General features: G+C 72.0%; 21 protein-coding genes. 8 read left to right on the forward strand and 13 right to left on the reverse strand.

Annotation, left to right across the window (positions count from 1 at the left end):
• Positions 1-144 precede the first annotated feature (144 nt).
• Positions 145-1635 (reverse strand): GTPase HflX, encoded by a 1491-nt coding sequence (gene hflX / locus Q8R60_07610; GenBank protein MDP3712334.1) that lies wholly within the window; start codon positions 1633-1635, stop codon positions 145-147.
• 40 nt (positions 1636-1675) lie between these two features.
• Positions 1676-4768 carry a hypothetical protein gene (locus Q8R60_07615; GenBank protein ID MDP3712335.1) on the reverse strand — a complete coding sequence of 1031 codons (3093 nt, stop codon included), beginning with the start codon at positions 4766-4768 and terminating at the stop codon, positions 1676-1678.
• Between the two features lie 120 nt (positions 4769-4888).
• On the opposite strand from Q8R60_07615, the gene Q8R60_07620 reads away from it, so the two are divergent.
• Positions 4889-6340 (forward strand): hypothetical protein, encoded by a 1452-nt coding sequence (locus Q8R60_07620; GenBank protein ID MDP3712336.1) that lies wholly within the window; start codon positions 4889-4891, stop codon positions 6338-6340.
• Here Q8R60_07620 and Q8R60_07625 read toward each other — a convergent pair.
• From Q8R60_07625 to miaA, 5 genes are all read right to left on the reverse strand, one after another.
• Positions 6300-7058, reverse strand: a complete 759-nt coding sequence (locus tag Q8R60_07625) for a hypothetical protein (protein ID MDP3712337.1) — start codon at positions 7056-7058, stop codon at positions 6300-6302. The two genes, Q8R60_07620 and Q8R60_07625, sit on opposite strands and share 41 nt — an antisense overlap.
• Positions 7055-7882 (reverse strand): diaminopimelate epimerase, encoded by an 828-nt coding sequence (gene dapF / locus Q8R60_07630; GenBank protein MDP3712338.1) that lies wholly within the window; start codon positions 7880-7882, stop codon positions 7055-7057. The genes Q8R60_07625 and dapF overlap by 4 nt, the downstream gene beginning before the upstream one ends.
• A 248-nt stretch (positions 7883-8130) precedes the next feature.
• Positions 8131-8958 carry an EAL domain-containing protein gene (locus Q8R60_07635; protein ID MDP3712339.1) on the reverse strand — a complete coding sequence of 276 codons (828 nt, stop codon included), beginning with the start codon at positions 8956-8958 and terminating at the stop codon, positions 8131-8133.
• 71 nt (positions 8959-9029) lie between these two features.
• Positions 9030-10922, reverse strand: coding sequence for a CocE/NonD family hydrolase (locus Q8R60_07640; GenBank protein ID MDP3712340.1), 1893 nt, complete (start codon positions 10920-10922; stop codon positions 9030-9032).
• A 48-nt stretch (positions 10923-10970) separates the two neighbouring features.
• Positions 10971-11861, reverse strand: coding sequence for a tRNA (adenosine(37)-N6)-dimethylallyltransferase MiaA (gene miaA, locus Q8R60_07645; protein ID MDP3712341.1), 891 nt, complete (start codon positions 11859-11861; stop codon positions 10971-10973).
• 64 nt (positions 11862-11925) lie between these two features.
• Between miaA and Q8R60_07650 the strand changes: the two genes are divergently transcribed.
• From Q8R60_07650 to Q8R60_07665, 4 genes are read left to right on the forward strand one after another with little or no spacing between them, the layout of a single operon-like run.
• A complete protein-coding gene (locus Q8R60_07650) occupies positions 11926-12672 on the forward strand; it encodes an amino acid ABC transporter ATP-binding protein (protein ID MDP3712342.1) in 747 nt (248 codons plus the stop codon).
• A 37-nt stretch (positions 12673-12709) separates the two neighbouring features.
• On the forward strand, positions 12710-13570 hold the full coding sequence (locus Q8R60_07655) for a glutamate ABC transporter substrate-binding protein (protein MDP3712343.1): 861 nt from the start codon (positions 12710-12712) through the stop codon (positions 13568-13570).
• A 26-nt stretch (positions 13571-13596) separates the two neighbouring features.
• Entirely contained in the window at positions 13597-14241 is a 645-nt protein-coding gene (locus Q8R60_07660) for an amino acid ABC transporter permease (GenBank protein MDP3712344.1), read from the forward strand.
• Positions 14238-15086 (forward strand): amino acid ABC transporter permease, encoded by an 849-nt coding sequence (locus Q8R60_07665; GenBank protein ID MDP3712345.1) that lies wholly within the window; start codon positions 14238-14240, stop codon positions 15084-15086. The genes Q8R60_07660 and Q8R60_07665 overlap by 4 nt, the downstream gene beginning before the upstream one ends.
• Positions 15087-15544: 458 nt before the next feature.
• On the opposite strand, the gene Q8R60_07670 is transcribed toward Q8R60_07665, so the two are convergent.
• Positions 15545-17857: a hypothetical protein gene (locus tag Q8R60_07670; protein MDP3712346.1), complete on the reverse strand. Its 2313-nt coding sequence runs from the start codon at positions 17855-17857 to the stop codon at positions 15545-15547.
• Between the two features lie 197 nt (positions 17858-18054).
• Between Q8R60_07670 and Q8R60_07675 the strand changes: the two genes are divergently transcribed.
• Together Q8R60_07675 and Q8R60_07680 are read left to right on the forward strand one after the other, a co-directional pair.
• A complete protein-coding gene (locus tag Q8R60_07675) occupies positions 18055-18582 on the forward strand; it encodes an RNA polymerase sigma factor (GenBank protein MDP3712347.1) in 528 nt (175 codons plus the stop codon).
• On the forward strand, positions 18579-19592 hold the full coding sequence (locus Q8R60_07680) for a hypothetical protein (GenBank protein MDP3712348.1): 1014 nt from the start codon (positions 18579-18581) through the stop codon (positions 19590-19592). The genes Q8R60_07675 and Q8R60_07680 overlap by 4 nt, the downstream gene beginning before the upstream one ends.
• Before the next feature lie 19 nt (positions 19593-19611).
• Here the strand turns inward: Q8R60_07680 and miaB are convergent, their stop codons facing one another.
• From miaB to Q8R60_07695, 3 genes are all read right to left on the reverse strand, one after another.
• Complete coding sequence (miaB, locus tag Q8R60_07685; GenBank protein MDP3712349.1) at positions 19612-21066, reverse strand: tRNA (N6-isopentenyl adenosine(37)-C2)-methylthiotransferase MiaB; 1455 nt, start codon at positions 21064-21066, stop codon at positions 19612-19614.
• Between the two features lie 10 nt (positions 21067-21076).
• The gene (locus Q8R60_07690) at positions 21077-21595 is read right to left on the reverse strand and encodes a thermonuclease family protein (GenBank protein MDP3712350.1); all 519 of its coding nucleotides are present in this window, start codon (positions 21593-21595) and stop codon (positions 21077-21079) included.
• A 61-nt stretch (positions 21596-21656) separates the two neighbouring features.
• Complete coding sequence (locus Q8R60_07695) at positions 21657-22748, reverse strand: cysteine--1-D-myo-inosityl 2-amino-2-deoxy-alpha-D-glucopyranoside ligase (GenBank protein MDP3712351.1); 1092 nt, start codon at positions 22746-22748, stop codon at positions 21657-21659.
• Between the two features lie 322 nt (positions 22749-23070).
• Here Q8R60_07695 and Q8R60_07700 point away from each other — a divergent pair, with 322 nt between their 5' ends.
• Positions 23071-23523 (forward strand): pentapeptide repeat-containing protein, encoded by a 453-nt coding sequence (locus Q8R60_07700; GenBank protein MDP3712352.1) that lies wholly within the window; start codon positions 23071-23073, stop codon positions 23521-23523.
• Here Q8R60_07700 and Q8R60_07705 read toward each other — a convergent pair.
• Together Q8R60_07705 and recA are read right to left on the reverse strand one after the other, a co-directional pair.
• On the reverse strand, positions 23509-24105 hold the full coding sequence (locus tag Q8R60_07705; GenBank protein MDP3712353.1) for a regulatory protein RecX: 597 nt from the start codon (positions 24103-24105) through the stop codon (positions 23509-23511). The genes Q8R60_07700 and Q8R60_07705 overlap by 15 nt on opposite strands.
• On the reverse strand, positions 24105-26249 hold the full coding sequence (recA, locus tag Q8R60_07710) for an intein-containing recombinase RecA (protein ID MDP3712354.1): 2145 nt from the start codon (positions 26247-26249) through the stop codon (positions 24105-24107). The genes Q8R60_07705 and recA overlap by 1 nt, the downstream gene beginning before the upstream one ends.
• Positions 26250-26373 lie beyond the last annotated feature (124 nt).

Consider the following 26373-nt stretch of genomic DNA (forward strand, 5'->3'; position numbering starts at 1 on the left):
ACCCGCCCGGTGGCGCCTCCGCGGAAGCGCCAGCGGTCCAGGCGCTGAACCCCACTGGGTACCGCGCGTCCTCACCCGACTCGACCCGCTCGCCCTCGCACCCGGCCCGGCACCCGACCCCGTCGTGACCGGCCGGGAGCCGCGTCAGGCGACGGCGTAGGCCGAGAGCTCGGCGGCGAGGGCGGCGCCGACGCGGGCCTGCATGGCTGTGCCAGTCTCCAGGTGCTCCTCGGACAGGACCTCTCCCTCGGAGTGGACCCGGGAGACGAGCGCGCCGGCGGTGTAGGGAAGCACGACCGACACGAGCATGTCGGGGTGCGGGACCTCGTCCTCGAGCAGCTGGAGCAGCTCAGGCAGGCCGGCACCCGTGAGCGCGGACACCGTGACGAGGTGGCGCTCGGCGCGGGCCAGGCGAGACAGCACGAGCGGGTCAGCGATGTCGGCCTTGTTGACGACGACGACCTCGGGAATGTCCTTCGCGCCGGGAACGTCGCAGAGCACGGCTCGCACGGCGGACAGCTGCGACTCGGGGTCCGGGTGCGAGCCGTCGACGACGTGCAGCAGCAGGTCGGCGAAGGCGACCTCCTCGAGGGTGGACCGGAAGGCCTCGACGAGCTGGTGCGGCAGGTGCCGGACGAAACCGACCGTGTCGGTCATCGTGAACTCGCGCCCCGAGGGCGTGGTCGCGCGACGGACGGTCGGGTCAAGGGTGGCGAACAGCGCGTTCTCGACGAGCACGCCCGCGCCGGTGAGGCGGTTGAGCAGCGAGGACGTGCCGGCGTTGGTGTAGCCGACGATCGCGACCGACGGGACCTTGCCGCGCTCGCGCTCCTGGCGCTTGACGTCGCGGGCGGTCTTCATGAGCTTGATCTCGGCGGCCAGCTTGGACTTGCGGGAGCGGATCCGGCGGCGGTCCGTCTCGATCTTGGTCTCGCCGGGCCCGCGGGTGCCGACACCGCCTGAACCCGACCCGCCGGCGCCGCCGCCCTGGCGCGACAGCGACTCACCCCAGCCGCGCAGGCGCGGCAGCATGTAGGTCATCTGCGCGAGCTCGACCTGCGCCTTGCCCTCTCGCGAGGTCGCGTGCTGGGCGAAGATGTCGAGGATCAGCCAGGTGCGATCGATGACCTTGACCTTGACGAGGTCCTCGAGCTGGCGCAGCTGGCCCGGGGTGAGCTCGCCGTCGCAGATGACGGTGTCCGCGCCGGTCGCGATGACCGCGTCGCGCAGCTCCTTGGCCTTGCCGGAGCCGACGTAGGTCGCGGGGTCGGGCTTGTCGCGCCGCTGCATGAGCCCGTCGAGGACCTCGCAGCCGGCGGTCTCGGCGAGCGCGGCCAGCTCCTTCATGGAGTTCTCGGCGTCCTCGGCGGTCCCGGAGGTCCACACGCCGATGAGCACGGCCCGCTCGAGGCGCAGGGCGCGGTACTCGACCTCGGTGACGTCCTCGAGGTCCGTGCGGATCCCGGCGACGCGCCGCAGCGCGTTGCGCTCCTCGAGCTCGAAGCCCTCGCCCTCGATGTCGTGGAAGCCGTCACCGTCGGCAGGCGGCTCGACACCGCGGTCCAGGCGGATCGCGTGGTCGGGGCCGGCGTCGGACGGGTGGTCGTACGACGTGTCAGGAGTCGGTGTGGTCATCGCGCCCATCGTCCCACGTCGCGACGATGGGCGCGAACGACTAACCCGCGGGCTGCCCCAGCCGACGGCGCAAGCCGACGGCGGTGGCGATCCCGAGCAGTCCGACCAGCGCGACCGTCACCGGCAGGCCGGTGGCGGGCAGCGCACCGCCGCCGGGGGCGCTCGGCGGCGGGGGCTGGACCACCGGCGGCGGCACCGTGGTGCCGGGGCCGAAGGTGAAGGAGTACATCCCGCGGCCGAACGTCGCGATGACGAGCTGGTCCGGGCGACCCGGCCAGTTCTTCACCGAGACCACCGGCGCGGCAGGCAGGCCGGGCGGTGCCGTCCACGTCGGCGACGTCGGACCGTCGGAGACGAACATCCCGACGTCGGTACCCACGATCAGCTGGCTGCCGCGGACCTCGATGGAGCGGGCCGGGACGTCCGGCAGGTTGCCGCTGACGTCGGTGAAGGAGCGCCCACCGTCGGTGGAGCGGTAGACGTGACCCTCACCGAAGTTGGGGTTGCGGTCGTTGAACGAGCCCGGCGGCCACCACTGGCGGTTGGCGTAGCCGCCAAGGGAGACGTAGACCGTCTCGGGGTCGGCCGGGTCTGCCGCGATGCCAGTGATGTAGCGGTTCGGCAGGCCGCTCGCCGGCACGATCTGCCAGCCTGCGCTCGAGCCTTTCTCCGGCGGCTCGCTGCCGGCGACGTTGGTCGCGAGGCCGTTCTGGAAGACCTGCCCGAGCTCGGGGTCCTTGTTGACGATGTCGCAGACCGAGCAGAAGCCGACGTACGCCGCATCGCCGTGCAGCTCGACGGCCGTCATCTGACGCCCGGTGATCTCCTCGTTGTCGAGGTTGAAGACCTGGACCCATTCGCCCGACGGTCCGCTGGTGCGCTCGACGATCTCCGGTCCGCCGGTGAGCAGGTGGTCTGCGTCGGTCGGGTCCATGACGAACGGGTTGGAGAACATCGGGTTGGTGACCGGCGGCGCGATCGTCGTGTAGGACCGGCCACCGTCCTGGGTCACGCGCATGTCGGCCAGCGTCGTCTCGTTGTAGTAGACGTCGCTGTCGTCAGGGTCGATGGCGGCGAAGAAGCCGTCGCCACCGAAGGTCTCCACGACCCGGCCGTCGGGCCGGATGACCCCGGAGCCGTTGTCCTGCAGGCCGAAGGCCACGGTGCCGTCCTTGGCCGCGGAGGCATCGTAGGGCAGGAGGGTGTTGGCGTTGTAACCCGCCTGGTTGCCGCGGCCCCACTCCTTGGTGAGGTCCTCCCCGACGCCGACGGACTGGGAGTAGGTGCCACCATCGTTGCCGACGACGAGCGTCACCCCGCCGTCCTCGCGCGGGATCCAGATCCCGGACTGCTGGTCCGGGTGGGTGGTGGTGTCACCGGACTCGGTCTGCTGGGTCGCGCAGACCGGCAGCGGGTTGTCGAGGAACGCGCAGGTGTCGTCGGAGAAGTAGGGCCCGATGACGCGGAACGACGCGGGCTCGACCGACTGCGTGAGGCCGTCCTGCGGGGTGCCCGGGAGGCGCGACTCCCAGACCTCCTCGAGGCCGAAGACGAGGCGGGTGGGGATGCCCGCCGCAGTCGCGGACGTGGGATCGGGCTCGATCCACTGGTTGTACCAGGACTGCACACCGGGGGCGTAGAGCAGCACCTGCGAGGTGCCGATCAGCGCCGACTCGGTGAGCGGCGCCTGCAGCTCCACCTCGTCGGCCATCCGCATCCACGACGTCCCGAAGTCGCTGGAGACGTAGATGCCGTTGAGCGCGGTGTTGTTGGGTGCAGCCGTGATCGGCGTGGTGTCGACGGCGTCAATGCCGGGGACGCCACCGTTGAAGAGCACGGCGTCCTGCACGATCGCGTAGACGAAGTCGTGGTCCTGCAGCGGCCCGGTCGCGGCACCGAACTCCATGCGCCCGATCCGCTCCTGCGGCGCGAAGCCGATCGGGGTGGTGCCGTCGCCGCTCACGTCGAGCATGGCGAAGGTGCCGGGCGCGCCGGTGTCGGAGCGGTAGAGGCCGTTGGCCGGCGACTGCGGGGTGGTGGTGCCCGGGTAGGCCCGGCGGCCGGCACGGTAGCCGACGGCGGCGAGGACCTGCCCGCCGTCCTTGTCGAGACCGACACCACCGGGCACCTTGATCTGCACGTCGGTGACCCAGTTGGCGTTCTGGCAGACATTGCCGACGCTGGTGTTGCCGGCGCAGTCCCCTGTCGGGAGGTTGACGTTGACGTAGGTGCGGCCGGTGTCGGTCGAGCGGAACAGGCCCTGCGAGGTCGCGGCGTAGACGATCGTCGGGTTGCTCGGGTCGACCTCGATCTCGAAGCCCATGAGGCCGTCGGGGATGCCGGTCGACTGCTTCCAGGTGGTGCCGCTGTCGGTGCTGTAGAAGCCGCCGAGCCCGGTGTAGACGCTGCCGCCGCCGGAGGCCTCACCGGAGACCACGATGAGCGTGCCGTCCGCGGGCGTGCCCGCCGGGCTCCACGTCACGGCACCGACCGCCTGGTAGGGCAGCGAGTCACCGACGGACCGCCAGGACTGCCCGACGTCGGTCGACACCCACACGCCACCGGTGCCCGGCGCGGAGAACAGCCGCTTGTTGACCGGGTCGTAGGTGTAGCTGTCGATGCGACCTGCCTGGTCGGCCAGGCCGAGGCCCGCGACCGAGGGCGCGTCAGGGTCGTCGGCGATCAGCGGGGTCGTGCCGAGCTTGGCGAAGGTCCCTGTGACGCCGGTCGCCGCCTGCAGGGCCTGCTTGGCCTGGACGGCCGCCCGCAGCGCGCCCTGCGGCGTGACTCCCAGCGGACCCGCGGTGATGAGGTTGCGCTCCGCCTGCATCGCGGCGAGCTCGGCATAGGGCTCGGGCTGCTTGACCGGGCGGCAGGAGACCGCCCGGTCGGCGGAAGCCTGGTCGAGGCTGCTCAGCAGCTCCTCGAACGCAGCCCCTGCCGCCTTGCGCTCCTGGGCGCGCTCACCGGCGGTCTTCGTCGTGAGCGCAGTGCCGGCCGGGCACGTCACTGCGGGGGCGGCAGGCTCGGCGCTCATGAGCGTCGGGCCGGCAGCCGCCACGGGGGCGGCGACGGCACCCGCGAGGGCGACGACGAGGAGAGCGCGGCGACCCCGCGCAGAGGAACGGACCATGGTGACCTCCGGGTAAGAGGGCCCAGCCTGCCACGAACACTGCTCGCGGGCCTTCCAGCCACGCTGCTGTGACGCTCGCGGTACACCGCGCGTTCACCCTCGTCGCGCACCCTTGACGGCATGACCGTCTCCCGTCGCACCTTCCTCGCCGGGGGCACCGCCGCCGGTGCCCTGCTCGTGGGGGGCGGTGGTGCGCTCGCCGCACCGCTCGGAGGAGTCGCCGCCGGCCCGTCGCGGGCCAGTCGCCTGTTCCCGGGCACCCGCCTCGCGCACGCCGACCTGCACAACCACACGCTCTACAGCGACGGCGCCGGCGACCCCGCGCTCGCCTTCGCCTCGATGCGCGACGCCGGCCTCGACGTCGCCGCGCTGACCGACCACGCCACGGTCGCGAAGGCGCTGCCGGCCCAGGCCGCCGAGCTCGCCTGCACCGGGCCGGAGGGCTGCGGGCTGGTCGGCATCGACGAGGGGAAGTGGCAGGCCTCGCGCGGGCTCGCCGACCAGACCAACCGCGACGGCAGCTTTGCGAGCATCCGCGGCTTCGAGTGGTCCTCGCCGACGCTGGGGCACATGAACGTGTGGTTCTCCGAGACCTGGATCGACCCCGCGTCCACGGGCGGCAACACGACCGGCGAGGGCCTCGGGCAGTTCGCCCACGACATACCCGGTCTGGGTCCTGCGATCTCTGGCCCGCTCGACGAGGCGGTGCGCGCGCTGCCCACCACGGGCACGGGCATGCGGCTGTTCCACGACTGGCTCGCGGCCGACCCGGCGCGGCCGGTGCTCGGCGGCGGGGCCGACGCGATCTTCGGCTTCAACCACCCGGGGCGCGAGCCGGGACGGTTCGGCTACTTCACCTACGACGAGCGGCTCCAGCAGCGCCTCGTGTCGCTGGAGGTCTTCAACCGCGGCGAGGACTACCTGTTCGAGGGCACCGACGCCGGCTTCGCATCACCGCTGCCGGAGTGCCTCGACGCGGGGTGGAAGGTCGGGCTGCTCGGCGTCACCGACGAGCACGGCACCGACTGGGGCTACCCCGACGGCAAGGGCCGGACCGGGCTGTGGGTGAAGGCCCTCACCCGGGCCGGCGTGCGCGAGGCGATGGAGGCCCGCCGCTTCTTCTCCACCCGGCTGCGCGGGCTGCGCGTGGACGCCTCGATGAACGGCGCCCGGATGGGCTCCACCGTCGGCTTGCGGTCGGGCGCGGCGACCTTCGCCCTCGACCTCGACCGCGGCCCGGCCTTCTACGGCAAGAAGCTCGTCGTGCAGGTCCTGCAGACCGGCCGGCCGCTGCCGACCGTCGTCGCACAGCGCACCGTCACGGTGCCGCGGCCGTCGCAGCCGGTGGTCCGCTTCACCGTGCCGCTCGACGTCGCCGACGGGCGCTGGGTGGTCCTGCGGATCTGCGACCCGTCACAGAAGGCTGACGGGCGCGCGACCACCGCCGCCTACACGACCGCGGGCAACGCGATCGCCTACACCTCGCCGTTCTTCCTCGACCCCGACCGGGCCGCGGCCGCTGCCGCCGCGCTCAGGTCCGCTGGGCGGCCTGCAGGTCCCGGAGCAGGCTGACGAGCTCGGTGCGGCTGCTCTCGTCGAGCCGGGCGAAGGCAGGCTCGACGAGGTCATCGGTCAGCGCCTCGGCGGCGGCCATCCGGTCCTTCGCGGCGTCGGGGTCCGGCCACGGCGCGTCGTCGGTGTTGGGCCAGCCGAAGAACTCCGTGTTGGTCGCGCCGTAGCGACCCGACATCACCGCCTGCAGCGGGTCGACGCCCTGCGCGGCGACGGCGACGAGGTGGGCGCCACCGCGCAGCTCGCGACCGACCTGCAGCGCGAGCGCGAGCCGGGCGCCGTCGTCCGGCGCGGTGGTCTCCCGGGCGAGGGCGCGCCAGCCAGCGAACAGCGGCAGCCCCATGACCCCGGCACCTTCGTGGAGCTCGGTGAGCAGGTCGGCCAGCCGACCGGCTCCGGCGTACGACGCGAACTGCTCCGTGCCGTAGCGCGTGCAGCAGTCGGCGTACTCCTTGGCTGCCTGCGTCGGGCTCATGACATCGCGGCCCTTGTCCCAGGCCTTGGTCTGCAGCGCCGGCGGGAAGAAGCCGAACGCCGCGACGACCACCGAGGCGTCGCAGTCGCCGAGGACCCCGCCGCGGCCGAGGTGGTAGAAGCTCCAGCCGTGCAAGCCCAGCTCGGCGCCGCGCGCGTGGGTCTCGGTGGCGAACATGAAGGCCCCGCCGAGCCGGCCGACCGGGCCGGCGGCGCCGCGGACCGCGTCGCGGGGGCTCGTCACCGCTGGTCCAGCCAGTCGCGGCGCAGCTCGCCCTCGGCGACGATCACCGCTGGTCCGCGCAGGGTGACGTGGCCGTCCTCCTGCCAGGTGACGTCGAGCGTGCCCCCCGGGACGTCGACCCGGTGGGCGGTGCCGCGTGGGGTGCAGGTCCGCAGGGCGGTCGCGACGACGGCCGCGCAGGCTCCGGTGCCGCAGGAGCGGGTCTCACCGACGCCGCGCTCGTGCACGCGCATCGCGATGTGGTGCTCGGCGAGGTCGGCGACGTACTCGACGTTGAGGTCCTTGCGGCTCGGGTCGAGCACCCCGAGCGCGTCGACGTCGGCGACGTGGACGACGGCGTGCGGGTTGCCCATGTCCACGGCGGTCGCGAGCAGGCCGTCGATCTCGACCGGCTCCCCCACGACCGCGCGGCCCATGTCGACGGTGACGGGACCGCCACCGGGGCTGACGTCGACGCGCTTGACGCCGCCGCGGGTCGCGAGGTTCATCTCACCGGGGCGGGCGAGGCCGGCGTCGACGAGGAAACGGGCGTAGACCCGGACGCCGTTGCCGCACATCTCCGCGACCGACCCGTCGGCGTTGCGGTAGTCCATGAACCAGCGCGCCTCGCCCTCCCCTGTGCCGGCGAAGACCGACCCGTCGGGGTCGAGCTCGGCGGGGACCACGCGCAGCACCCCGTCGGCACCGATCCCGGCGCGCCGGTCGCACAGCCGGCGCACGAGGTCCGCGTCGAGCTTGAGGGTGCCGTCGAGGTCCGGCAGCAGCACGAAGTCGTTCTCCGTGCCGTGGCCCTTGAGGTAGCGGATACCGGTGCCGGGGATCACGCGTCCACCCTACGGCGGGACCGCGAGATGATCACCATCGACGACGCGCCGCGGATCCGCGCGAGATGATCAGACACGATGTACGCCGGGGGCGGCCGCCGGTGACGTCGGCTCACGGCCGCGGTGGTCGACGCGGACGCCCGCCTCGTCGGCGTACTCCTGAGGGGTGGCTGATCGTCTCGCGACGACACACCGGCGCGGCTCGAGAGTGGATCACCATCGCCGCAACCATGGTGATCATCTCGCACTCAGTCGGTGCGGGGCTCCGGCACGTAGACGGCGCCCCGCCAGCCGGCGCCCTGGGACAGCAGCCAGCGGGCCCGGTCGGCGCGCTGCGGGCTGGCGAAGAGGAACCCGTGGGCGCGGTCGCACCCGAGCTCGGTGAGCCGGGCGCTCTCCGACCAGGACTCGACGCCCTCCGCGACGACGTAGAGCCCGCGGGCGTGCGCGAGCGAGATCACGCTCGCCACGATGGTGTCGTCGTCGAGGTCGCCGCCGACGCCGCGGACGTAGCGGTGGTCGAGCTTGACCGCGTCGAGCGGGAGGTCGGCGAAGGCGCCGAGCGTGGAGTACCACGTGCCGAAGTCGTCGACGGCGAGCGCGACACCGGCGGAGCGCAGCTCGCAGAGCACCTCGACCGCGCGCCCCCCGAGCATCGCGAGCGAAGCCTCGGTGACCTCGAGGCCGAGCGCCCCGAAGGGCAGCCCGGCGTCGGCGACCGCGACGGCGACGAGATCGGCGAAGCCCTTGCTCGCGAGCTGGGCCGGCGACACGTTGATCCACAGCTGTCGGTCCTCGCCGGGGATGTCCCGCCAGCGAGCGGCTTCCGCAGCGGCCTCGAAGAGCACCCACTCCCCGATGGAGACGATGTCACCGCTGCGCTCGGCGAGGTCGAGGAAGTCCAGCGGCATGAGGACCCCGAGCTCACCGCGGTGCCAGCGCAGCAGGCCCTCCATGGCGACGATCCGACCCGTGTCGAGGTCGACCTCGGGCTGGTACAGCAGCTCGAGCGTGCCGTCATGGGCACAGCGCCGCAGCGCCGCGAGGTCCTCGGTGCGGAGAAGAGTGGCCGTCATGGACCGATGATCAGCCCGCCCACGGGTGAGGAACATGGCCCAGCGGGACCACCGGACGGGCGCAGTTCGGACTACTTCGCGATCGGGAGCCGGACGGTGGACTGGCTGCCGAGCTGCACGGAGACGTCTCCGCCGGTCATCGCGCCGAGGGTCCCGCCGAGGTCGTTGCCGAAGGTCACCCGCAGCCGGTGGCCCTTCTTCAGGACGTAGTCGAGGGGCAGCGAGGGGAAGGTCGTCCGGGTCATGGTGCCGGGCACGACAAGGATCGGCGTCGTGGGAGTGGACATGCCGCGCGGCTCGATCTCGTCGCTGTAGGCCGCACGGGCGAAGCCGTAGGAGATCGTGAACGGCCCGTCGAGCTCGCCGTCGAGGATGCGGTCGGAGGCCGCCTCGTCGTCCGCGGCGTCCGGGGGCAGGTCGTCGATCTGGACCGTGAGGGTCGTGTCCGGACCGGTCAGGGTGTAGGCGAGGTCGAACACCACCTGCCCCGACAGCCTGGTCGCCTTCTTCACCGGCGCGGCCACGAAGGCCTGGGTCGCCGGGGCGCTGCTCGGACCGTCGGACCAGCTGACCTCGCCCTCGCGACCGGAGCCGGTGACGAGCGCGCCGCCGGCGGCAAGCGACAGCGACTGGTCACGGCTCGCGACCGGCCACGACCGGCTGCCGGCCCAGCGGCCGTCGGCGCCCTGGACCTCGACGGTCGGGGTGTCGAGCGCGCCGGCCTTGAGGCCCTTGAGGAACTGCGCCCACCAGCGGTGGGTCGCGTCGCGGTAGGCCTTCTGGAAGGTGAAGGGCAGGACGTGGCCGCCGCGGGTCGCGGTCTCCTCGTCGGGGCTGTCCGGGTCGACGTGGTCGCCGTTGAGCAGCCACATCTTCTTCGGGGCCTTCTTCGGCAGCGCGGTCCACAGGTGGCCCGCGTTGTTGGTCTTCACGTTGAAGTCGTAGAGGCCGTGGATGATGAAGACGGCCGCCTTGGTGCCCTTGGCGTCCTTGACGAAGTCACGCTCGGACCAGTGCGGGTTGGTGGCGTCCTGGTAGGTCGGCGCGTAGCCCGCGTCGGCCGCGAGCCCGAGGGTCGGGATGCAGGCCTTGCGCTGGGCGATGCGGACCGCGGTGAGCGGGTCCGACGTGCCGCTGTTCTGGATGTCCTGAGCGGCGTAGAGCGCGGTGAAGGCCGCCGGGGTCGCGACGTGGCCTGCGGACGGGACGCCGTTGAGGAAGTGGTAGTCGTACCAGCGGTCGATCGCGCGGATCGGGATGATCGCCGCGACGGCGCTCTTGTGCCGGCCGCTGATCGGCTGCTCGACGGCCGCGCCGTTGGCGATCGTCCCGTCGTAAGAGCCACCGGTGAGGCCGACCTTGCCGTTGCTCCACGTCTGGTCGGCGATGAAGTCGACGACGTCCACGGCGTCGAAGACCTCGTCGCGGTCGCCGTAGGCCTGGCAGCCGCTGGTGTTGCGGGTCCCGCGCAGGTCCATCAGCGCCACGGCGTAGCCGCGCGGCACGAAGTAGTCGTCGTAGAACTCGGGGAAGGCCGACGCCGTCGCGCACAGCGGGTCGCCGATACCGGGCTGGTGGGCGGTCTTGCAGTTGCCCTCCCACCCGCGGCCGAGGGTGTTGAAGTAGGGCGAGGCGTCCATGATCGTCGGGACCTTGACGCCCGGCTTGGTCCTCGGCCGGATGATGTCGACCCAGATCGTGTCGATGCCGTTGCGGCTCGGGACCTGCGCGTGCTCGACGACGGCGTCCTTGAGGCTGTAGCGCACCGGGTCGAGCTTCGCCATGTCGGGCAGCTTCTTCGTCGAGGCCTTGCCGGGCAGCGCGGACGTGCTGCGCACCGGGCCGGTCGTCGTGCCGTTGCTGGTGTCGGCGGCGACATGGCCGGTATGGGCGCCGGAGGTCCCGGCGAGGGGCACGACGACGGAGGCCGCGACGGCGACGGCGAGCAGGCGGGTCAGGCGCATCCGGACCTGTTCGCCACGCGCGCCCGACCTCCTGCCGGGTCAGGCCGCTCAGCCCGCGAGCTGCATTGCCTGCCCGACGAGGTCGGGTGCGGAGCCGTCGAGCCAGGTCACGCGCGGGTCGCGCCGGAACCACCCCCGCTGCCGCTTGACGAACCGCCGGGTCGCCGCCTTCGTCGCCTCCCGCGCCGCGTCGGGCGTGAGCGTGCCGTCGAGCATCGCGAGCACCTGCGCGTAGCCCAGCGCCCGCGAGGCCGTGACGCCCGCCCGCAGGTCGGGCAGCAGCGACTCCACCTCCTCGACCAGGCCGGTGGCCCACATCCGGTCGACGCGCAGGTCGGTGCGGTCGGCGAGGTCGGCGCGGTCGACCCCGACGTAGGTCGTCTCGTAGTGCGCGGCGTAGCTCGTCATCCGCCCAGGCATCTGCCCCGTCAGCGCCACCACCTCGAGCGCGCGCACGACCCGCCGCCCGTTGGTCGGCTCCATCCGCTCGGCCGCGGCCGGGTCGAGGGCCGCGAGCCGGGCGTGCAGCACGAGCGGGCCGACCTCGTCGAGCTCGGCCTCGAGCGCCGCCCTGACCTCGGGGTCGGTGCCGGGGAAGTCCAGCTGGTCCAGGGCCGCGCGCAGGTAGAGCCCGCTGCCACCGACGAGGACCGCCGTGGTGCCGGCCGCGAGAAGGGCGTCGACCCGCTCGCGACACAGGACCTGGTACGCCGCGGCCGTCGCCGTCACGGTGACGTCCCAGACGTCGAGCAGGTGGTGCGGCACTCCCCCGCGCTCGGCCTCGGTCAGCTTGGCGGTCCCGACGTCCATCCCCCGGTAGAGCTGCATCGAGTCGGCGTTGACGACCTCCCCGCCGAGCGCGCGGGCGAGCGCCACGCCGAGGTCGGACTTGCCGGCCGCGGTCGGCCCGACAACCGCCAGCACGCGTGGTCGGGTCACGCTTGTGACACTAACGAGCGTCGCTGTGCGCGGTTCGTGACATCCGTCCGCTAGGTTCCGCGTCGTGACGGAGCATGCGCCGCTGGTCGTGCTGGACAAGGTGGACAAGCACTTCGGGGCCCTGCACGCCCTGAAGTCGGTCGACCTGTCGGTGGCGCGCGGCGAGGTCGTGGTCGTCATCGGCCCGTCCGGCTCCGGCAAGTCGACCTTGTGCCGCTGCATCAACCGGCTCGAGACCATCGATGGCGGGCGCGTGCTCGTCGACGGCGTACCCCTCCCTGCGGAAGGCCGTGAGCTGGCAAAGCTCCGGGCCGACATCGGCATGGTCTTCCAGTCGTTCAACCTCTTCGCCCACAAGAGCGTCCTCGACAACGTCACGCTCGGCCCCATCAAGGTCCGCGGCGTGCCGCGGGTCGAGGCCGAGAAGACCGCCCGCGAACTGCTCGACCGGGTCGGCATCGGTGACAAGGCCGACCGGATGCCGGCTCAGCTGTCCGGCGGGCAGCAGCAGCGCGCCGCGATCGCCCGCGCTCTCGCGATGCAGCCCAAGGTGATGCTGTTCGACGAGCCGACCTCCGCGCTCGACCCGGAGTACGTCCGCGAGGTCCTCGACGTCATGAAGGACCTCGCCGCCGACGGCATGACGATGATCGTCGTCACCCACGAGATGGGCTTCGCCCGACAGGCCGCCGACCGGGTCGTCTTCATGGACGCCGGCGAGATCGTCGAGGACGCGACCCCCGACGCCTTCTTCACCCGACCGAAGAGCGCGCGCGCCAGGGACTTCCTGGCCGCGATCCTGACCCACTGACCCGGGCACCACGCACATCACCCTGGAGGGGACCCGCATGAAGACCACCCGACTCCGCCTCACCGCCGCCTGCGCGGCCCTGGCGCTGGCCGCCGTGGGCTGCGGCGACGACGGCGACGACGTCTCCACGCCGGACACGAAGCCGACCTTCGCGGCCGGCTCGACGATGGAGAAGATTCAGAAGGCCGGCGTGCTCAAGGTCGGCACGAAGTTCGACCAGCCGCTCTACGGCGAGAAGCAGATCAACGGCGACATCACCGGCTTCGACGTCGAGATCGCCAAGATCGTCGCGAAGGCGATCGGCGTGAAGGCGGAGTTCCAGGAGGCGGTCTCGAAGAACCGCGAGCCGTTCATCAAGGCCGGCACCGTCGACATCGTCGTCGCGACCTACACGATCAACGACAAGCGCAAGCTCGAGGTCTCCTTCGCCGGGCCGTACTACCAGACCGGCCAGTCGATCCTCGTCAAGGACGACAACACCGACATCACCAAGAAGGAGGACCTCGCCGGCAAGCGGGTGTGCTCCGTCGAGGGCTCCACGCCGGCCGAGAACGTCAAGAAGCTCGTCCCGACCGCGAAGTTGACGCTGCTCGCCGCCTACGGCGAGTGCGTCGAGGGCATGAAGAACGACCAGATCGACGCGGTCACGACCGACGAGGCGATCCTGCTCGGCCTGGTCAGCAAGAACACGGACTTCAAGATGAAGGTCGTCGGGGAGCAGTTCTCCGAGGAGCCCTACGGCATCGGCCTCGCCAAGGACGACAAGGCGTTCCGCGACTTCATCAACGACGCCATCGAGAAGGCGGTCGCCGACGGCACCTACAAGGCGGCGTACGACGCCACCGTCGGCAAGGTCGCGCCCGAGATGCCGGCTCCGCCGACCATCGTCCGCTACTGATCCGCTAGCCCCCTGGCCCCGTGAAGCTGTCCACGTTCACCGACAACCTCGGCGCCTACGCCGAGGGCATCGTCGGCACGCTGGCCATCACCGGGGTCTCGGCCGTCGGAGCGCTCGCGCTCGGCACCGTGCTCGCCGCCATGCGGGTGAGCCCGGTGCCGAGCCTGCGCGCCGCCGGCCTCGTCTACGTCGAGACCTTCCGCAACTTCCCGCTGCCGGTCGTCGTCGTGCTCTTCGCGTTCGGCCTGCCCAAGGTCGTCCCCGTCACGAGCTTCTTCGTGCTGCTGTGCCTCGGGGTCGCGCTCTACCACGCGGCCTTCGTCTGCGAGGCCCTGCGCTCCGGCATCAACTCCGTCGCCGTCGGCCAGGGCGAGGCGGCGCGCGCCATCGGGTTGGGCTTCCGCCAGACCCTCACCCTCGTCGTCCTGCCGCAGGCCTTCCGCACCGTCATCCCACCGCTCGGCAACGTCCTCATCGCGCTGACCAAGAACACCTCGATCGCCTACGCCGTCGACGTCAGCGACATCACCAACGTCAGCGAGACCGTCACCACCCAGACCGTCGACCCGCTCGGCGCTCTGCTCGGCGCGGCGGTCTGCTACCTCGTCCTCACCCTGCCCACCGGGCTCTACCTCGGCCGGCTCGAGCGGCAACAGGCGTTTGCCCGATGAGCACCTCCGCAGGTCTGCAGGCCTTCAGCGACCCGCTCGGTCCGAAGGGGCGGCTGCGCACCCGCATCGCGTCCGCCGCGGGCCTCGTCCTCATCCTGGGCCTGCTCGTCATCGCGCTCAGGCGGCTCGACAGCCAGGGCCAGCTCGACCAGCAGGACTGGGAGCAGATCCTGTCCAAGGACGGCTTCGAGTTGCTCCTCGGGGGGCTCGTGCAGACCCTCAAGGTCGCTGTCATCGCGGTCGCGCTCTCGCTGTCGGTCGGCACCCTCATGGCCCTCGGTCGGCTCTCGCGCATCCCCTTCCTGCGCTACCTCGCCGGCACCTACGTCGAGCTGTTCCGCGCGCTGCCGTCGCTGCTGCTCATCCTCATCATGTTCTTCGGGATCGGGCTCGGGCAGTTCGCTGCCATCGTCGTCGGCCTGTCGCTCTACAACTCCGCGGTGATGGCCGAGATCGTGCGCGCCGGCATCCTGTCGCTGCCCCGCGGCCAGGCCGAGGCGGCGCTCGCGGTCGGCATGACCACCGGCCAGGTGTCGCGCTTCGTCGTACTCCCCCAGGCGATCTCCCGGATGCTCCCGTCGATCGTGGCGCAGGGCGTGGTCGTCCTCAAGGACACGTCCTACGGCTTCGTGATCGGCTTCGAGGAGCTGCTGCGTCGTGGCCAGATCGCCGGCCAGGTGACCGGTGACCTGCTGCAGTGCCTGGTCGTCGTCGCGGTCATGTACATCGCGGTCTGCCTCTCGCTGTCGCAGGTCGCCCGCTGGCTCGAGGGGCGGCAGCGCCGCCGCTACGGTCGCGCTCCGGTGCTCGTCGGCAACGACGCCGGCGCCCCCGCCGCTGCCTGACCCCCGCCGCCCCCGCCCACCTGTTACCGCGCAGCCCGTACCGCCCGCCTTGCGCCGACGATCTTCGCCCTGTTGCGATTCGTCGAGCGTGGCGACCCGCAACAAGGCGAAGATCACCACGGTTGCGGCGGGGCCGGGCGGGGCCGGTCCCACTGCTTCCACCTGCTCCTCACCCGGCCGTGTCCCCTGCTGCGCGCGACGGCGACACCGTGAGGTGGAAGTAGTAGGACCGCGTCACAGGCACGCGCGGGCAGGTCGGGGCCGGGCAGCGGTCCGTTCTGCTTCCACCCGGCACCTCTCCGGCGGTGTCCCCCGCTGCGGGCTGCCGGCGACACGGTGAGGTGGAAGCAGAACGGATCGCGCGGGAAGGGCGGACAGGGCGGGCAGGGGGACCCGGAGACGGGCCCGGACGTACGACGGGCCCGCTCCTCGGAGCGGGCCCGTCGTAGAGGGGTCGGTCAGGCGGTGCGGCGGCGCAGCGCGACCGCGCCGAGCACGAGGCCGAGCGCGACCAGCGGGACCCCGGTGGTCAGGCCGGTGGCGGGCAGGGCCGGAGGGGTCGGCGCGGCGACCGGCGGCTGCGCCACGGGCGGCTGAGCGACCGGCGGGGCGACGACCGGCGCGGACGCGCGGGCGCCGAGCACGATGTCCATGGACGGCGCGTTGTCGACGTGCTCCATGAAGCTCTGCACCTCCGACGCCGGGCTCGGGTTGAGGAACGAGAACGCCGTCGCGTCGTAGAGACGGTCACCGTCCTTCGCAGCGACCTCGGTGGGACGCAGGCCCTCGTCGAGCGGGCCGAGCGCCTTGAGCAGCGAGCCGGGGACGTCGAGCCGGATGAGCCCGGCCTCCTGGTCGACGGTGCCGGTGACGCCCTCACCGTCCGTGGGGTTCTCGGTGCCCGGGTAGATCAGGCACTTGCCCTCGTTGGAGGCGCAGGCGGCACTGGTCGTGGTGTAGCCGTTGTAGCCGAAGAACCAGCCGGTGGCGGCGTCCCAACGGGCGACGGCCGCGGCACCCTGCCAGCCGTCGACGAAGCGGTAGATGTAGACCAGCGAGCCCGGCGCGGCGGTCTGCGTCGTGAGGATCGCGTCCTGCAGCGCCGCGTCGGAGAGGTCCTTGTAGCGCATCTCGACGATGAAGCCACCGCCCTCGCGCGGCAGCACCTCGACGGCCTTCTTGCCGTCACGGTCGACGAGGTCGAGGGCGTCGACGGGGTTCTGCGCGCCGTCGATGAGCGGCAGCAGCGGGTTGGTGAAGGAGTAGCTGGACAGCGCATCGCCCGCAGGGTCCGGCGAGGTCGTGCGCACGACCTCGCGACCCGGTCGCGACACCGTCCCGCCGCCGTTGCTCGGGCCGCCGATCTGCACGACCACCGACGGGGTCGCGACGGTGCCGGCGGGGTCACCCGGGCGCTTGCCGGCGTTGCTGTAGACGATGTTGAGAGCGCCGGACTTCTCGTTGTACTCCATCGTGAAGTAGTCGACGAGCGAGCGATCGGCTCCGGCGACGGTGCAGCCGAGGCCGTTGAGGCAGATCGAGTCGTAGTGGCTCGGGTGCGTCGTCGCCTGCACCTGCGACACCTTCGGGTTCGCGCTGAAGACGTCGAGCACCTGGTTGACGTAGACGTGCCAGGCGGCCTGGAACGTTCCCTCGTCGGGATTGCCCTCGCTGGCCGTGCCGTAGTAGGCCACGGCGGCGCGACCGGCGGCCCCCGAGGCCGCGACCCACGGCATGACCGTCGTCTTCACCGAGCCCCGGTTCATCCGGATCTTCTCGGTGAAGCCCGGGTTGGTCACGTTCGAGGCGGACTCCGTCGCGGGGGCGTCGCCCTTGCAGTTCTTGAACACCTCGAAGGTCGCGGCGACGAGGTAGGTCGCGCGGTCCTCGCCCTTCTCGGTGTAGGTGACGTAGACGTTGCCGTCGTCGTCGTGGTCGGCGGCAACGAAGCCGGCCGTCGGCGGGACCTCGGCGTCGACGGCGACGCACTGGGAGAAGGTCTCGCCGTTGTCCTGCGACAGCGCGATCTTCACCAGGTTGCCGGCGCTGTAAGGGAAGTAGACGAAGGCCTTCGACACGTCGGTCTCGCCCGGCGGGAGGAAGGCCCGGATCTGGCCGATGCGTCCGGCCTCGTTGGCGGCGCGGGCACCCGGCGTGTTGTAGGTCAGACCACCGTCGACCGACTTCTGCACGACCTTGTTGAGGGCCAGGTTGTTGTAGGTGAGGAAAGCGGTCTTGTCGTCGCTGAAGGCGATCCACTGGCGGTCGACGCCCGGGATCGACTCGCTCGTGGCACTCGCGGCGAAGGTGCGACCGGAGTTCGCCGACGTCGCGGTCGAGAAGTTCGTCAGCGGGCCGAGGCCGGCGTAGGCGAGGGCGTACTGCCCCTGCGCGTTGGGCGTGATGGCCGTCGCCAGCGCGCAGTCACCCCCGCCCTGACCGGCGGCGATCTGACCGCGGGGCGCCGTACCCAGGAGGTGGAACTGGTCTCCCCCGTCGGTCGAGATCTGGGCGTAGTCGTTGGCGGTGGAGAAGCCGGTCGGCCCGCAGGTGTAGATGTTGCCGTTGCGGTCCGGCGTGATCGCCGGCTCGCCCTCGTCGCGCTGCGGGTCCGAGACGATCGTCGCGCTGAACTGCAGGTCAGACGGCTCGATCGGGAAGGCGTCGGCCGCCGCCGCGCTCTGGCCGGGCGCCCCGACGAGGGCGCCTCCACCGAGGACGAGGGCGGTGACGGCCAGCAGGGGCAGTCGTCGCGACGAGCGTGTGCGCATCAGGGCTCCGCGGATCAGTGCGCGCGGTCGGGGTGTCCGCCGGCGCGTCGGGAGTCCATCATCGCCCATCCCGGGGCAGAACGTCCCGTTCCTGACCTCGACGACCGGGCGCTTTCACCAGACCTGCCCCACACTCGACCGAACCCCGCGGCCGCGATCTCCGTCTCAGCCCGGTGGCACGACAGGGGACGATCGCGATGGGGGAGGTGACCGTGGCGGCCGCACTGCGGGGGCCGGCAGCCGCGACGGGCGGCCGGGACGACGCGGCCCGCGCGCTGTGGGCCGAGCACTACCCACGACTCGCCGGCTGGACCAAGGCCCTCGTCGGTGACACCGACGTCGCGCACGACGTCGCCGCCGAGGCCTTCGCGCGCCTGCTCGGCACGTGGCTCACCGTCCGCGAGCCCAAGGCCTTCCTCTACACCGTCGCCGGCAACCTGGCCCGCGACCACTGGCGGCGGACCGACCGCGACCGCCGCCTCGTCGACCGGGTCGGAGCCGTCACCCCCACCAGCGCCTCAGCCTCCGACCCGTGGCTGCGCGACCTCGTCGAGCGGCTCCCCGACCGGCTCCGTATGCCTGTCCTCCTGCACAACTACGCCGACCTCCCCGTGAGCGAGGTCGCCACCGCCCTCCGCAAGTCCGAGGGCACCGTCAAGCGCGCGCTGTCCGAGGGCCGCGCCGCCCTGCTCGCCGCTGTCGAGTCCTCCGTGGAGTCCTCATGACCGACCTTCCCGGCTTCCCGATCGACCCGCTGTCGCCACCACCAGGGGCGTACGACGGGGTCGCCCGACGCGCCCGCGTCCTGCGCGCCAGGTCGGCACTGCTCGGCGGCGGGCTCGCCCTGACCGTGGGTGCCGCCGGTCTCGGCGCAGCTCTGCTCGTCGGTGGCCCCACCACCGAGGCCGACGACCGACTCGCGGTGACGGCCACGTCCTCCCCGAGCTCCTCGGCGGGTCCCATTGCGTCGGGCCGTCCGGACGAGACCCCCTCGCCGCAGCCGACAAGCACCCCGACCGGGACGCCCAGGCCGGCTGCCTCCAGCACCGCGAAGGCGCCGACTCCCTCACCCGCTGCGGTCACGACAGCCACCTCGACGCCGTTGCGGGTCTACCGCGGCACGGTCGTCGACACCGCTGGCCGTCCGATGGCCGGCATCCGGGTCTACGAGGTGAGGAGCGAGTACGACCCCTTCGAGCGGCTCGCCCTCACCGGCCCCGACGGCACCTTCGAGGTCCCGTGCAACGGTGCCAGGGTGCTGCTCGTCGCCTGGGACCTGGCACAGCCGCAGCCGCCCGGTACCCGCAACCTGGCCCCGGTCTTCGTCGACGGCAAGGGCTCCATCTCGAGCTCGCAGGCGCCTGACTGCGGCACCGGGACGACGACGCTGCGCCCGGGGGGCATCCTCGAGGGCGCCTTCCGCGTCGTCGACGACGAGTCGGGCGAGGAGCGCCCCCCGGCGGACGGCGCGGAGCCAGGCGGAGGCAACCAGTGCTCGACACTGGGGATCAAGGTCTTCTGCGCGACATGGACGATCACCGACGGTCGCTACCGCTTCGTCGGCGTGCCGGGCGGGCGGGACAACCTGCAGACGGACCTGCAGTTCGACGCCGACGTCCGGGTCGCGCCTGGTCAGACCGTGCAGCGCGACTGGTACGACTGCCGCGACTGCAAGGACGGCCAGCGCCCGAGCAGTCCGCCGACGAGCGCGTCGCCGAGTCCCAGCGCCGCCTGACTCGTCCCGTGGACCGGGGTCAGCCGCAGGTGGGGGCGGGGGCCAGTGGTGGCGGCGCACCGATGCTCGGCATGCCGAGCGAGACCCCGGGCGTGACCGGGCGGGTGCCGGCGTCGGAGGCGTCGCCGGCGCGGGTGCGGCGGTGCGACAGCAGCGCGCCCTCGGCCCGCAGGTAGTGCGGGCCGGCGTCGGTGACGACCGTCGTGACCACGTCACCGGGACGTACGCCGGGGGCGGCCGCGAGGTGCACGAGGCGGTTGTCGCGGGCGCGGCCCGTGAGCCGGCCGGGGGCGTCCTTGCGACCCTCACCCACGGACACGAGCACCTCGACGGTGCGGCCGACCTGCTGCCGCATCCCGTCGTACGTCATCCGGTCCTGCAGCGCCACGAGCCGCTGGTAGCGCTCGGCGACGACCTCGGGCGGGACCTGGTCGGGGTAGGTGGCGGCCGGGGTGCCGGGGCGGGTGGAGTACTGGAAGGTGAAGGCGCCGGCGAAGCGCGACGCCTCGACGACGCGCAGGGTCTCCTCGAAGTCCGCGTCGGTCTCGCCCGGGAAGCCGACGATGATGTCGGTCGTGATCGCGGCGTCGGGGATCTCTGCGCGGACCCGGTCGAGGATGCCGAGGAAGCGCTCGGAGCGGTAGGACCGGCGCATCCTGCGCAGGACCTCGTCCGACCCGGACTGCAGCGGCATGTGCAGCGACGGGCAGACCGCGGGGGTCTCGGCCATCGCGGCGATGACGTCGTCGGTGAAGTCGCGCGGGTGCGGGCTGGTGAAGCGCACTCGCTCGAGGCCGGTCGCGCCGACCGCGCGCAGGAGTTTGCCGAAGGCGTCGCGGTCGCCGAAGGAGCGGCCGTAGGAGTTGACGTTCTGCCCCAGCAGCGTGACCTCGAGGACGCCCTGCTCGACGAGGACCTCGACCTCGCGCAGCACGTCGCCCGGGCGCCGGTCCTCCTCCTTTCCGCGCAGGCTCGGGACGATGCAGAAGGTGCAGGTGTTGTCGCAGCCGACGCTGATGGAGACCCAGGCGCTGTAGGTGCTCTCACGCCTCGCGGGCAGGGTCGACGGGAAGACCTCGAGCGACTCGAGCAGCTCGACCTGGGCAGCCTGCTCGACGCGGGCGCGCTCGAGCAGCACCGGCAACGACCCGACGTTGTGGGTGCCGAAGACGACGTCGACGTAGGGCGCCTTCTCGACGATGAGGCCCTGGTCCTTCTGCGCGAGGCAGCCGCCGACGGCGATCTGCATGCCAGGCGTGCGGTCCTTGACCGGCTTGAGATGGCCGAGGTTGCCGTAGAGCTTGTTGTCGGCGTTCTCCCGGACCGCGCAGGTGTTGAACACGACAACGTCGGGAGTCGCGCCCGTCTCCGCCGGGACGTACCCGGCCTCGTCGAGCAGCCCGGAGATGCGCTCGGAGTCGTGCACGTTCATCTGGCACCCGTAGGTGCGCACCTCGTAGGTCCGCGCGCTCACGGGCTCCAGGCTAGTTGCCGCACGCCCAGACACCCCGGCCCTGCGCGCGACCCACGTCCTCGGCGGCGCGCATCGCCTCGAGGTGCTCGGTGTTGGGGCGTACGACGAGGACCTGTGCGAAGCCGTCCGCCAGCAGGTGCTGCTGCAGGTTGCGCCCCTCGTCGTCCCAGACGTAGAGCAGGGTGCGGCCGAAGCGGTCCGTGCGCTGCCGGTCGGCCGTGACCCGCACGGTCGACCCGACAGGCACCCGCTGGGCCAGGGCCTGCGACGCCTCGGGCCCGAAGCACTCCGGGACGTCGCCGTCCTCGGGGGTGTCGACGAGCAGCAGCCGGACCTTCGTCGGCTCTCCCGGCAGCGGGCCGGTGCCGCGTCCGCGCAGCGTCAGGGTGTCGCCGTCGGTGTGACGCACGACGGTGGCCTCCTGCGCGCCGCCAGGGACCGGCAGCGCGACGAAGGACGGGCCCACGGTCGTCGCGGCGCTCTGACAGCCGGCAACCAGCAGGAGCGCGAGGAGGGGGCTGCGGCGCATCCGCTCAGCATGCTGCCGGCCACCGACAGGCCCGACCTCCCGCCCTTCGGCGCGGCGGGGGCTACAGGGCGAGGACCGTCATGAGCTCGCGGGCGGCCGGGCCACCAGCGTCGATCGCGAGGTCGAGCGCGCGGGTCACGTCGAGGTCGTCGCAGAGCGCAGCGAGCACCTCGGTGGTGCGGTCCTCGCCCTGCCGGCCGGCGGCGGCGTGCAGCGCCTCGAGCCGGGCCTGCGCGGCGACGAGCGCCGCGTCGGTGTAGTCCCACGGGACGTCGTAGCGCCGGTCGAGCAGCAGCGTGCGGACCGCTCCCCCGCTGGTCTTCGCGATCAGGTCAGCGACGAAGACGAGGTTGCCGACCGACTTCGCCATCTTCTCCCCGTCGAGCCGGACCGTCCCGACGTGCATCCAGGACCTGGCGAACGGCACGACCCCGGTGGCCGCCTCCGCCTGGGCCGCCTCGAAGGCGTGGTGCGGGAAGACGAGGTCGGCGCCGCCGGCGTGCAGGTCGAGCGAGGACCCGTAGGTCGACAGGGCCATCGCGGTGCACTCCGCGTGCCAGCCGGGACGGCCCGGTCCCCACGGCGACGGCCAGGCCGGCTCGCCCTCGTCGGAGCGCTGCCAGACCGCCTGGTCGAGCGGGTCGCGCTTGGCCGGGTCGTCGACGCGGCCGCCGTTGTCGGCGAGCAGCTGCCGCGCGGTGTCGAGGCTCAGGCCCGCGCGGTCCGCCACGGGGGCGCCGTGGACGTAGACGCTGCCGGCGCTCTCGTAGGCCGCCCCCGCGTCGAGCAGCGACTGCGCCAGCGCCACGACCTGCGGGATGAAGGTGTGGGCGCGCGGCTCGTGGGCGGGTCGGCGGACCGCCAGCGCGTCCATGTCGCGCTCGAAGTGGAACTGCTGCACCGCCGCGAACCGGTCGTAGTGGGCCCCCGCCCGCGCGGCCGCCTCGAAGAGCACGTCGTCGACGTCGGTGACGTTGCGGCAGACCTCGACCTGCGTGCCGAGCCGCCGCAGCAGCCGGTCGACCGCGTCCACCCAGACGAAGGTGGCCGCGTGACCGAGGTGTGTCACGTCGTACGGCGTGACGCCACACACGTAGATCCTGGCCCGCCCGACGACGGACAGCGGGCGGCCTCCGAGGCGCAGGGTGCTCATCCCCCGAGCCTGCCACCCGCACGGCTCAGCGGTGCAGCCGCTCCACCCCGTCGAGCAGCGCGTCGCCCGGATCGGGTCCTTTCATCGGCGACAGCAGAACCCGGCCCTCGCCGGCCCCGAGCAGTCCACAGCGCCTGCTCTGCGAGGCTGGGCGGCATGGCGGGCAGGCGCGCAGCAGAGACGACGAGCGAGGTGCGCGGCGAGGACTGGGGCGGGCAGGACCTGTCAGGTCGGCGCTTCGAGTCGGTGCTCTTCGTCGACGTGGACCTGTCGGAGGTCATCGCGAGCGGGGCGGTCTTCACCGACTGCACGCTGCGCGGGGGTGCGGCTCAACGTCAGCCGTTGGACGCAGACCGCGTTCACCGGCTGCACGTTCGTGCGGTGCAACCTGTTCGACGCGGCCTTCACCGACTGCAAGCTGGTCGGGTCGTCCTTCGAGGGCTGCGCGCTCGACCTGCTCAAGGTCAGCGGTGGTGACTGGTCCTACGCCGGGCTCGCAGCCGCCGACCTGCGAAGCACCACCCTCGACGGGGTGCGGCTGCGCGAGGCCGACCTCAGCGGGGCCCGGCTGCAGGGCGCGACCCTGACGGACTGCGACCTGTCGGGAGCGTCGTGGGCCAAGGCCGACCTTGCCCGCTGCGACCTGCGCGGGTCGGACCTGTCGTCGCTCGACCCTGCGACAGTGCAGCTGCGCGGGGCCGTCATCGACCCGCTGCAGGCGATGCTCATCGCCGCGGCGATGGGCCTCGACGTGCGGGCGTCAGTCGAGCGCTGACAGCCCGTCGGTGTCGAGCACGAGGTCGACGCCCTCGGCGGCGAGGGCCTCCTTGACGACGCGGTAGGCGACCGCGGCCCCGTAGCCCTTGCGGGCGAGCATCCCGGCGAGCCTGCGCACCCGCGCGTCCGCGGCGAGGCCGCGGGTGGAGGGCAGCTTGCGGTCGACGAGGGCCCGCGCGGTCGCGAGCTCCTCCTCCGGGTCGATGGCCGCGACCGCCTCGCGCACGACCTCGTCGTCGACCCCCTTACGGCGCAGCTCCTGCGAGATGGCCCGACCGGCGAGCCCGCGCGAGCGGTGCCGGCTGTTGACCCACAGCTCGGAGAAGAGCGTGTCGTCGATGAGGCCGGCTTCCTCGAAGCGGCCGAGGACCTGCTCCGCGACGTCGTCGGCCACGCCGCGACGGGACAGGACCGCGGCGAGCTCGGCGCGGGTGCGCGGCGAGTGCTCGAGCTGGTGCAGGCAGATCTGACGCGCGACGGCTACCGGGTCCGCGTCGGGACCGGGCTCCCGGTCCGACGGCGGCTCGCCGGTCGCGCGGCCCCTCCCCGAGGGGAAGGGCCGCGGGCCCGAGACAGCCACTACAGGTCGACGGGCACCGGCACCGGCGCGTCGAGGTCGATCGCCTCGACCGCGTGGGCCCCGATGTTGAGCTTCTCCAGGAGTCGCCGCTCGACCTCGTTGGCGAGGTCGGGGTTGTCGCGGAGGAACGCGCGGGCGTTCTCCTTGCCCTGACCGAGCTGGTCGCCCTCGTAGGTGTACCAAGCACCGGACTTGCGCACGATGCCGTGCTCGACGCCCATGTCGATGAGCGAGCCCTCACGGCTGATGCCCACGCCGTAGACGATGTCGAACTCCGCCTGCTTGAAGGGCGGCGCGACCTTGTTCTTGACGATCTTCGCGCGGGTGCGGTTGCCGATCGCCTCTGTGCCGTCCTTCAGGGTCTCGATGCGACGCACGTCGATGCGGACGGAGGCGTAGAACTTCAGCGCCTTTCCACCGGTGGTGGTCTCGGGGCTGTTGTGGACGACGATCCCGTCGGCGAGGTAGTTGTGCGTGCCCTCGACCTCGATGTCGAACCGGTGCATCGACCGGGTCTTCGGCTTCACCTTGACCTCGAGGACGGGCGCGGGCACCGGGAGGTAGGTCGGCTCGACGAACTCCGGCTCGACGGCGAACTGGCCACGGAAGCGCTCGAGCAGCTTGTACTGCATCGAAGGGTGGACGTAGGGCGCGATGAGCTCGTGCAGCTTGGCCGTTTCGTCCTTGGCGAAGGTCAGCACTGCCATCTGCCGCTTGCCCCGCAGCGACAGCGTGGGGTGCAGGTCGAAACGGTCAGCAAGGGTCTCGACGAGCCGCTTGCGGCTGCCCTCACTGAAGGCCTCGACGCAGATCTCGCTGCGACCGCTGCCGTCCTTGGTCCGCTCCTGCAGGCCCTTGGCACGCTCGGCGTAGGAGCCGTCGTCCATGTACCAGACGGCCAGCGCCAGCGGAGTGAGCGCCTTGAGGAACTCGTAGGAGAGGGTCTTCTTGCCGTCGCCCCAGTAGACCGCCTCACGCAGCTCGGCGAGCTCCGGCAGCGGCGTGAGGTCGACGAAGGCAGCGCCCTTGGCGTTGACCCGTCGGCTCTGCGTGATGTTACCGAACAGCGAGGCCTTCCAGTCGAGGTAGTCAACCTGCTTCGCGCCGTGACCCATCCGGAAGCGGGTGCCGAGGCTGCCCTTGATCCGGCTGGGCGACAGGTTGCCGTCACCCATCAGGCCGCCGAGGACGACCTGGTGCTGCTGGGGGCTGAGGCGGTGGGCCAGCGACAGCATGACCCGGTCACCGGCGATGATCTCGCCGGCCTCGGTCCAGCCGCCGGGCGTGCGGACGAGGTGGTTGGACGTCAGCGCCATCTGCGCGCGTCCGTTGCCACCGGGCTTGGCGACCGTGAACTGCAAGAACTGGTCCGCGACGCCGTTGTCGAACCAGTTGACGATCCGCTTGGGCACGACCCGTCCGAGCTCGGGGTCGTAGGACATCACCTCGACGTCCATCTTCTGGTTGACGATCTTGCCGATCTTCTCCTGCGTGCCATCGGCAAGAGTGACCTTCGTGCCATAGGAGAGGCAGCCGAACATCACGCCGATCTTCTCGCGGAGCTGGTTGATGAAGATGGCGGTCGTGCCGGTGTTGGACAGCGCGCCGGTCATCTTGCGCAGCGCCTGGCTCATGAGGCGGGCCTGCAGACCGACGTGGCTGTCACCCATCTCGCCCTCGATCTCGGCGCGCGGCACGAGAGCCGCGACGGAGTCGATGACGATGATGTCCAGCGCACCGGAGCGGATGAGCATGTCGGCGATCTCGAGCGCCTGCTCACCGGTGTCGGGCTGCGACACCAGCAGGGCGTCGGTGTCGACACCGAGCGCCTTGGCGTACTCCGGGTCGAGGGCGTGCTCGGCGTCGATGAACGCCGCGATGCCGCCGGCCGCCTGCGCGTTGGCGACGGCGTGCAGCGCCACGGTCGTCTTTCCCGAAGACTCCGGTCCGTAGATCTCCACCACGCGGCCGCGCGGGAGACCACCGATGCCGAGGGCGACGTCGAGGGCGATGGAGCCGGTCGGGATGACCTGGATGGCCGGGCGGGCCTCGTCACCCAGTCGCATGACCGAGCCCTTGCCGAAGTTCTTGTCGATCTGGGCGAGTGCGAGCTCGAGAGCCTTCTCGCGGTCCGGTGCGGCCATGCGTGTCTCCTGGTGTTCGACGAGCCGTGAGCTCGTGCGCGGCTGTCCGATCGGCGGTGACGCTAGGCACGTCCACCGACAGCGAGGGCTGCCGCCGACCTACCTGTGGATGTCACCCGGACGA

The sequence above is a fragment of the Mycobacteriales bacterium genome (assembly GCA_030697205.1).
Classification (GTDB): Bacteria; Actinomycetota; Actinomycetes; order Mycobacteriales; family SCTD01; genus JAUYQP01.

Excerpts from the sequence above, each read along its gene's own strand:
- hflX (MDP3712334.1), bottom strand. The coding sequence starts at position 1,635 with ATGACCACACCGACTCCTGACACGTCGTACGACCACCCGTCCGACGCC.
- Q8R60_07615 (MDP3712335.1), bottom strand. The coding sequence starts at position 4,768 with ATGGTCCGTTCCTCTGCGCGGGGTCGCCGCGCTCTCCTCGTCGTCGCC.
- Q8R60_07620 (MDP3712336.1), top strand. The coding sequence starts at position 4,889 with ATGACCGTCTCCCGTCGCACCTTCCTCGCCGGGGGCACCGCCGCCGGT.
- Q8R60_07635 (MDP3712339.1), bottom strand. The coding sequence starts at position 8,958 with ATGACGGCCACTCTTCTCCGCACCGAGGACCTCGCGGCGCTGCGGCGC.
- Q8R60_07640 (MDP3712340.1), bottom strand. The coding sequence starts at position 10,922 with ATGCGCCTGACCCGCCTGCTCGCCGTCGCCGTCGCGGCCTCCGTCGTC.
- Q8R60_07655 (MDP3712343.1), top strand. The coding sequence starts at position 12,710 with ATGAAGACCACCCGACTCCGCCTCACCGCCGCCTGCGCGGCCCTGGCG.
- Q8R60_07665 (MDP3712345.1), top strand. The coding sequence starts at position 14,238 with ATGAGCACCTCCGCAGGTCTGCAGGCCTTCAGCGACCCGCTCGGTCCG.
- Q8R60_07670 (MDP3712346.1), bottom strand. The coding sequence starts at position 17,857 with ATGCGCACACGCTCGTCGCGACGACTGCCCCTGCTGGCCGTCACCGCC.
- Q8R60_07675 (MDP3712347.1), top strand. The coding sequence starts at position 18,055 with ATGGGGGAGGTGACCGTGGCGGCCGCACTGCGGGGGCCGGCAGCCGCG.
- Q8R60_07680 (MDP3712348.1), top strand. The coding sequence starts at position 18,579 with ATGACCGACCTTCCCGGCTTCCCGATCGACCCGCTGTCGCCACCACCA.
- Q8R60_07690 (MDP3712350.1), bottom strand. The coding sequence starts at position 21,595 with ATGCGCCGCAGCCCCCTCCTCGCGCTCCTGCTGGTTGCCGGCTGTCAG.
- Q8R60_07695 (MDP3712351.1), bottom strand. The coding sequence starts at position 22,748 with ATGAGCACCCTGCGCCTCGGAGGCCGCCCGCTGTCCGTCGTCGGGCGG.
- recA (MDP3712354.1), bottom strand. The coding sequence starts at position 26,249 with ATGGCCGCACCGGACCGCGAGAAGGCTCTCGAGCTCGCACTCGCCCAG.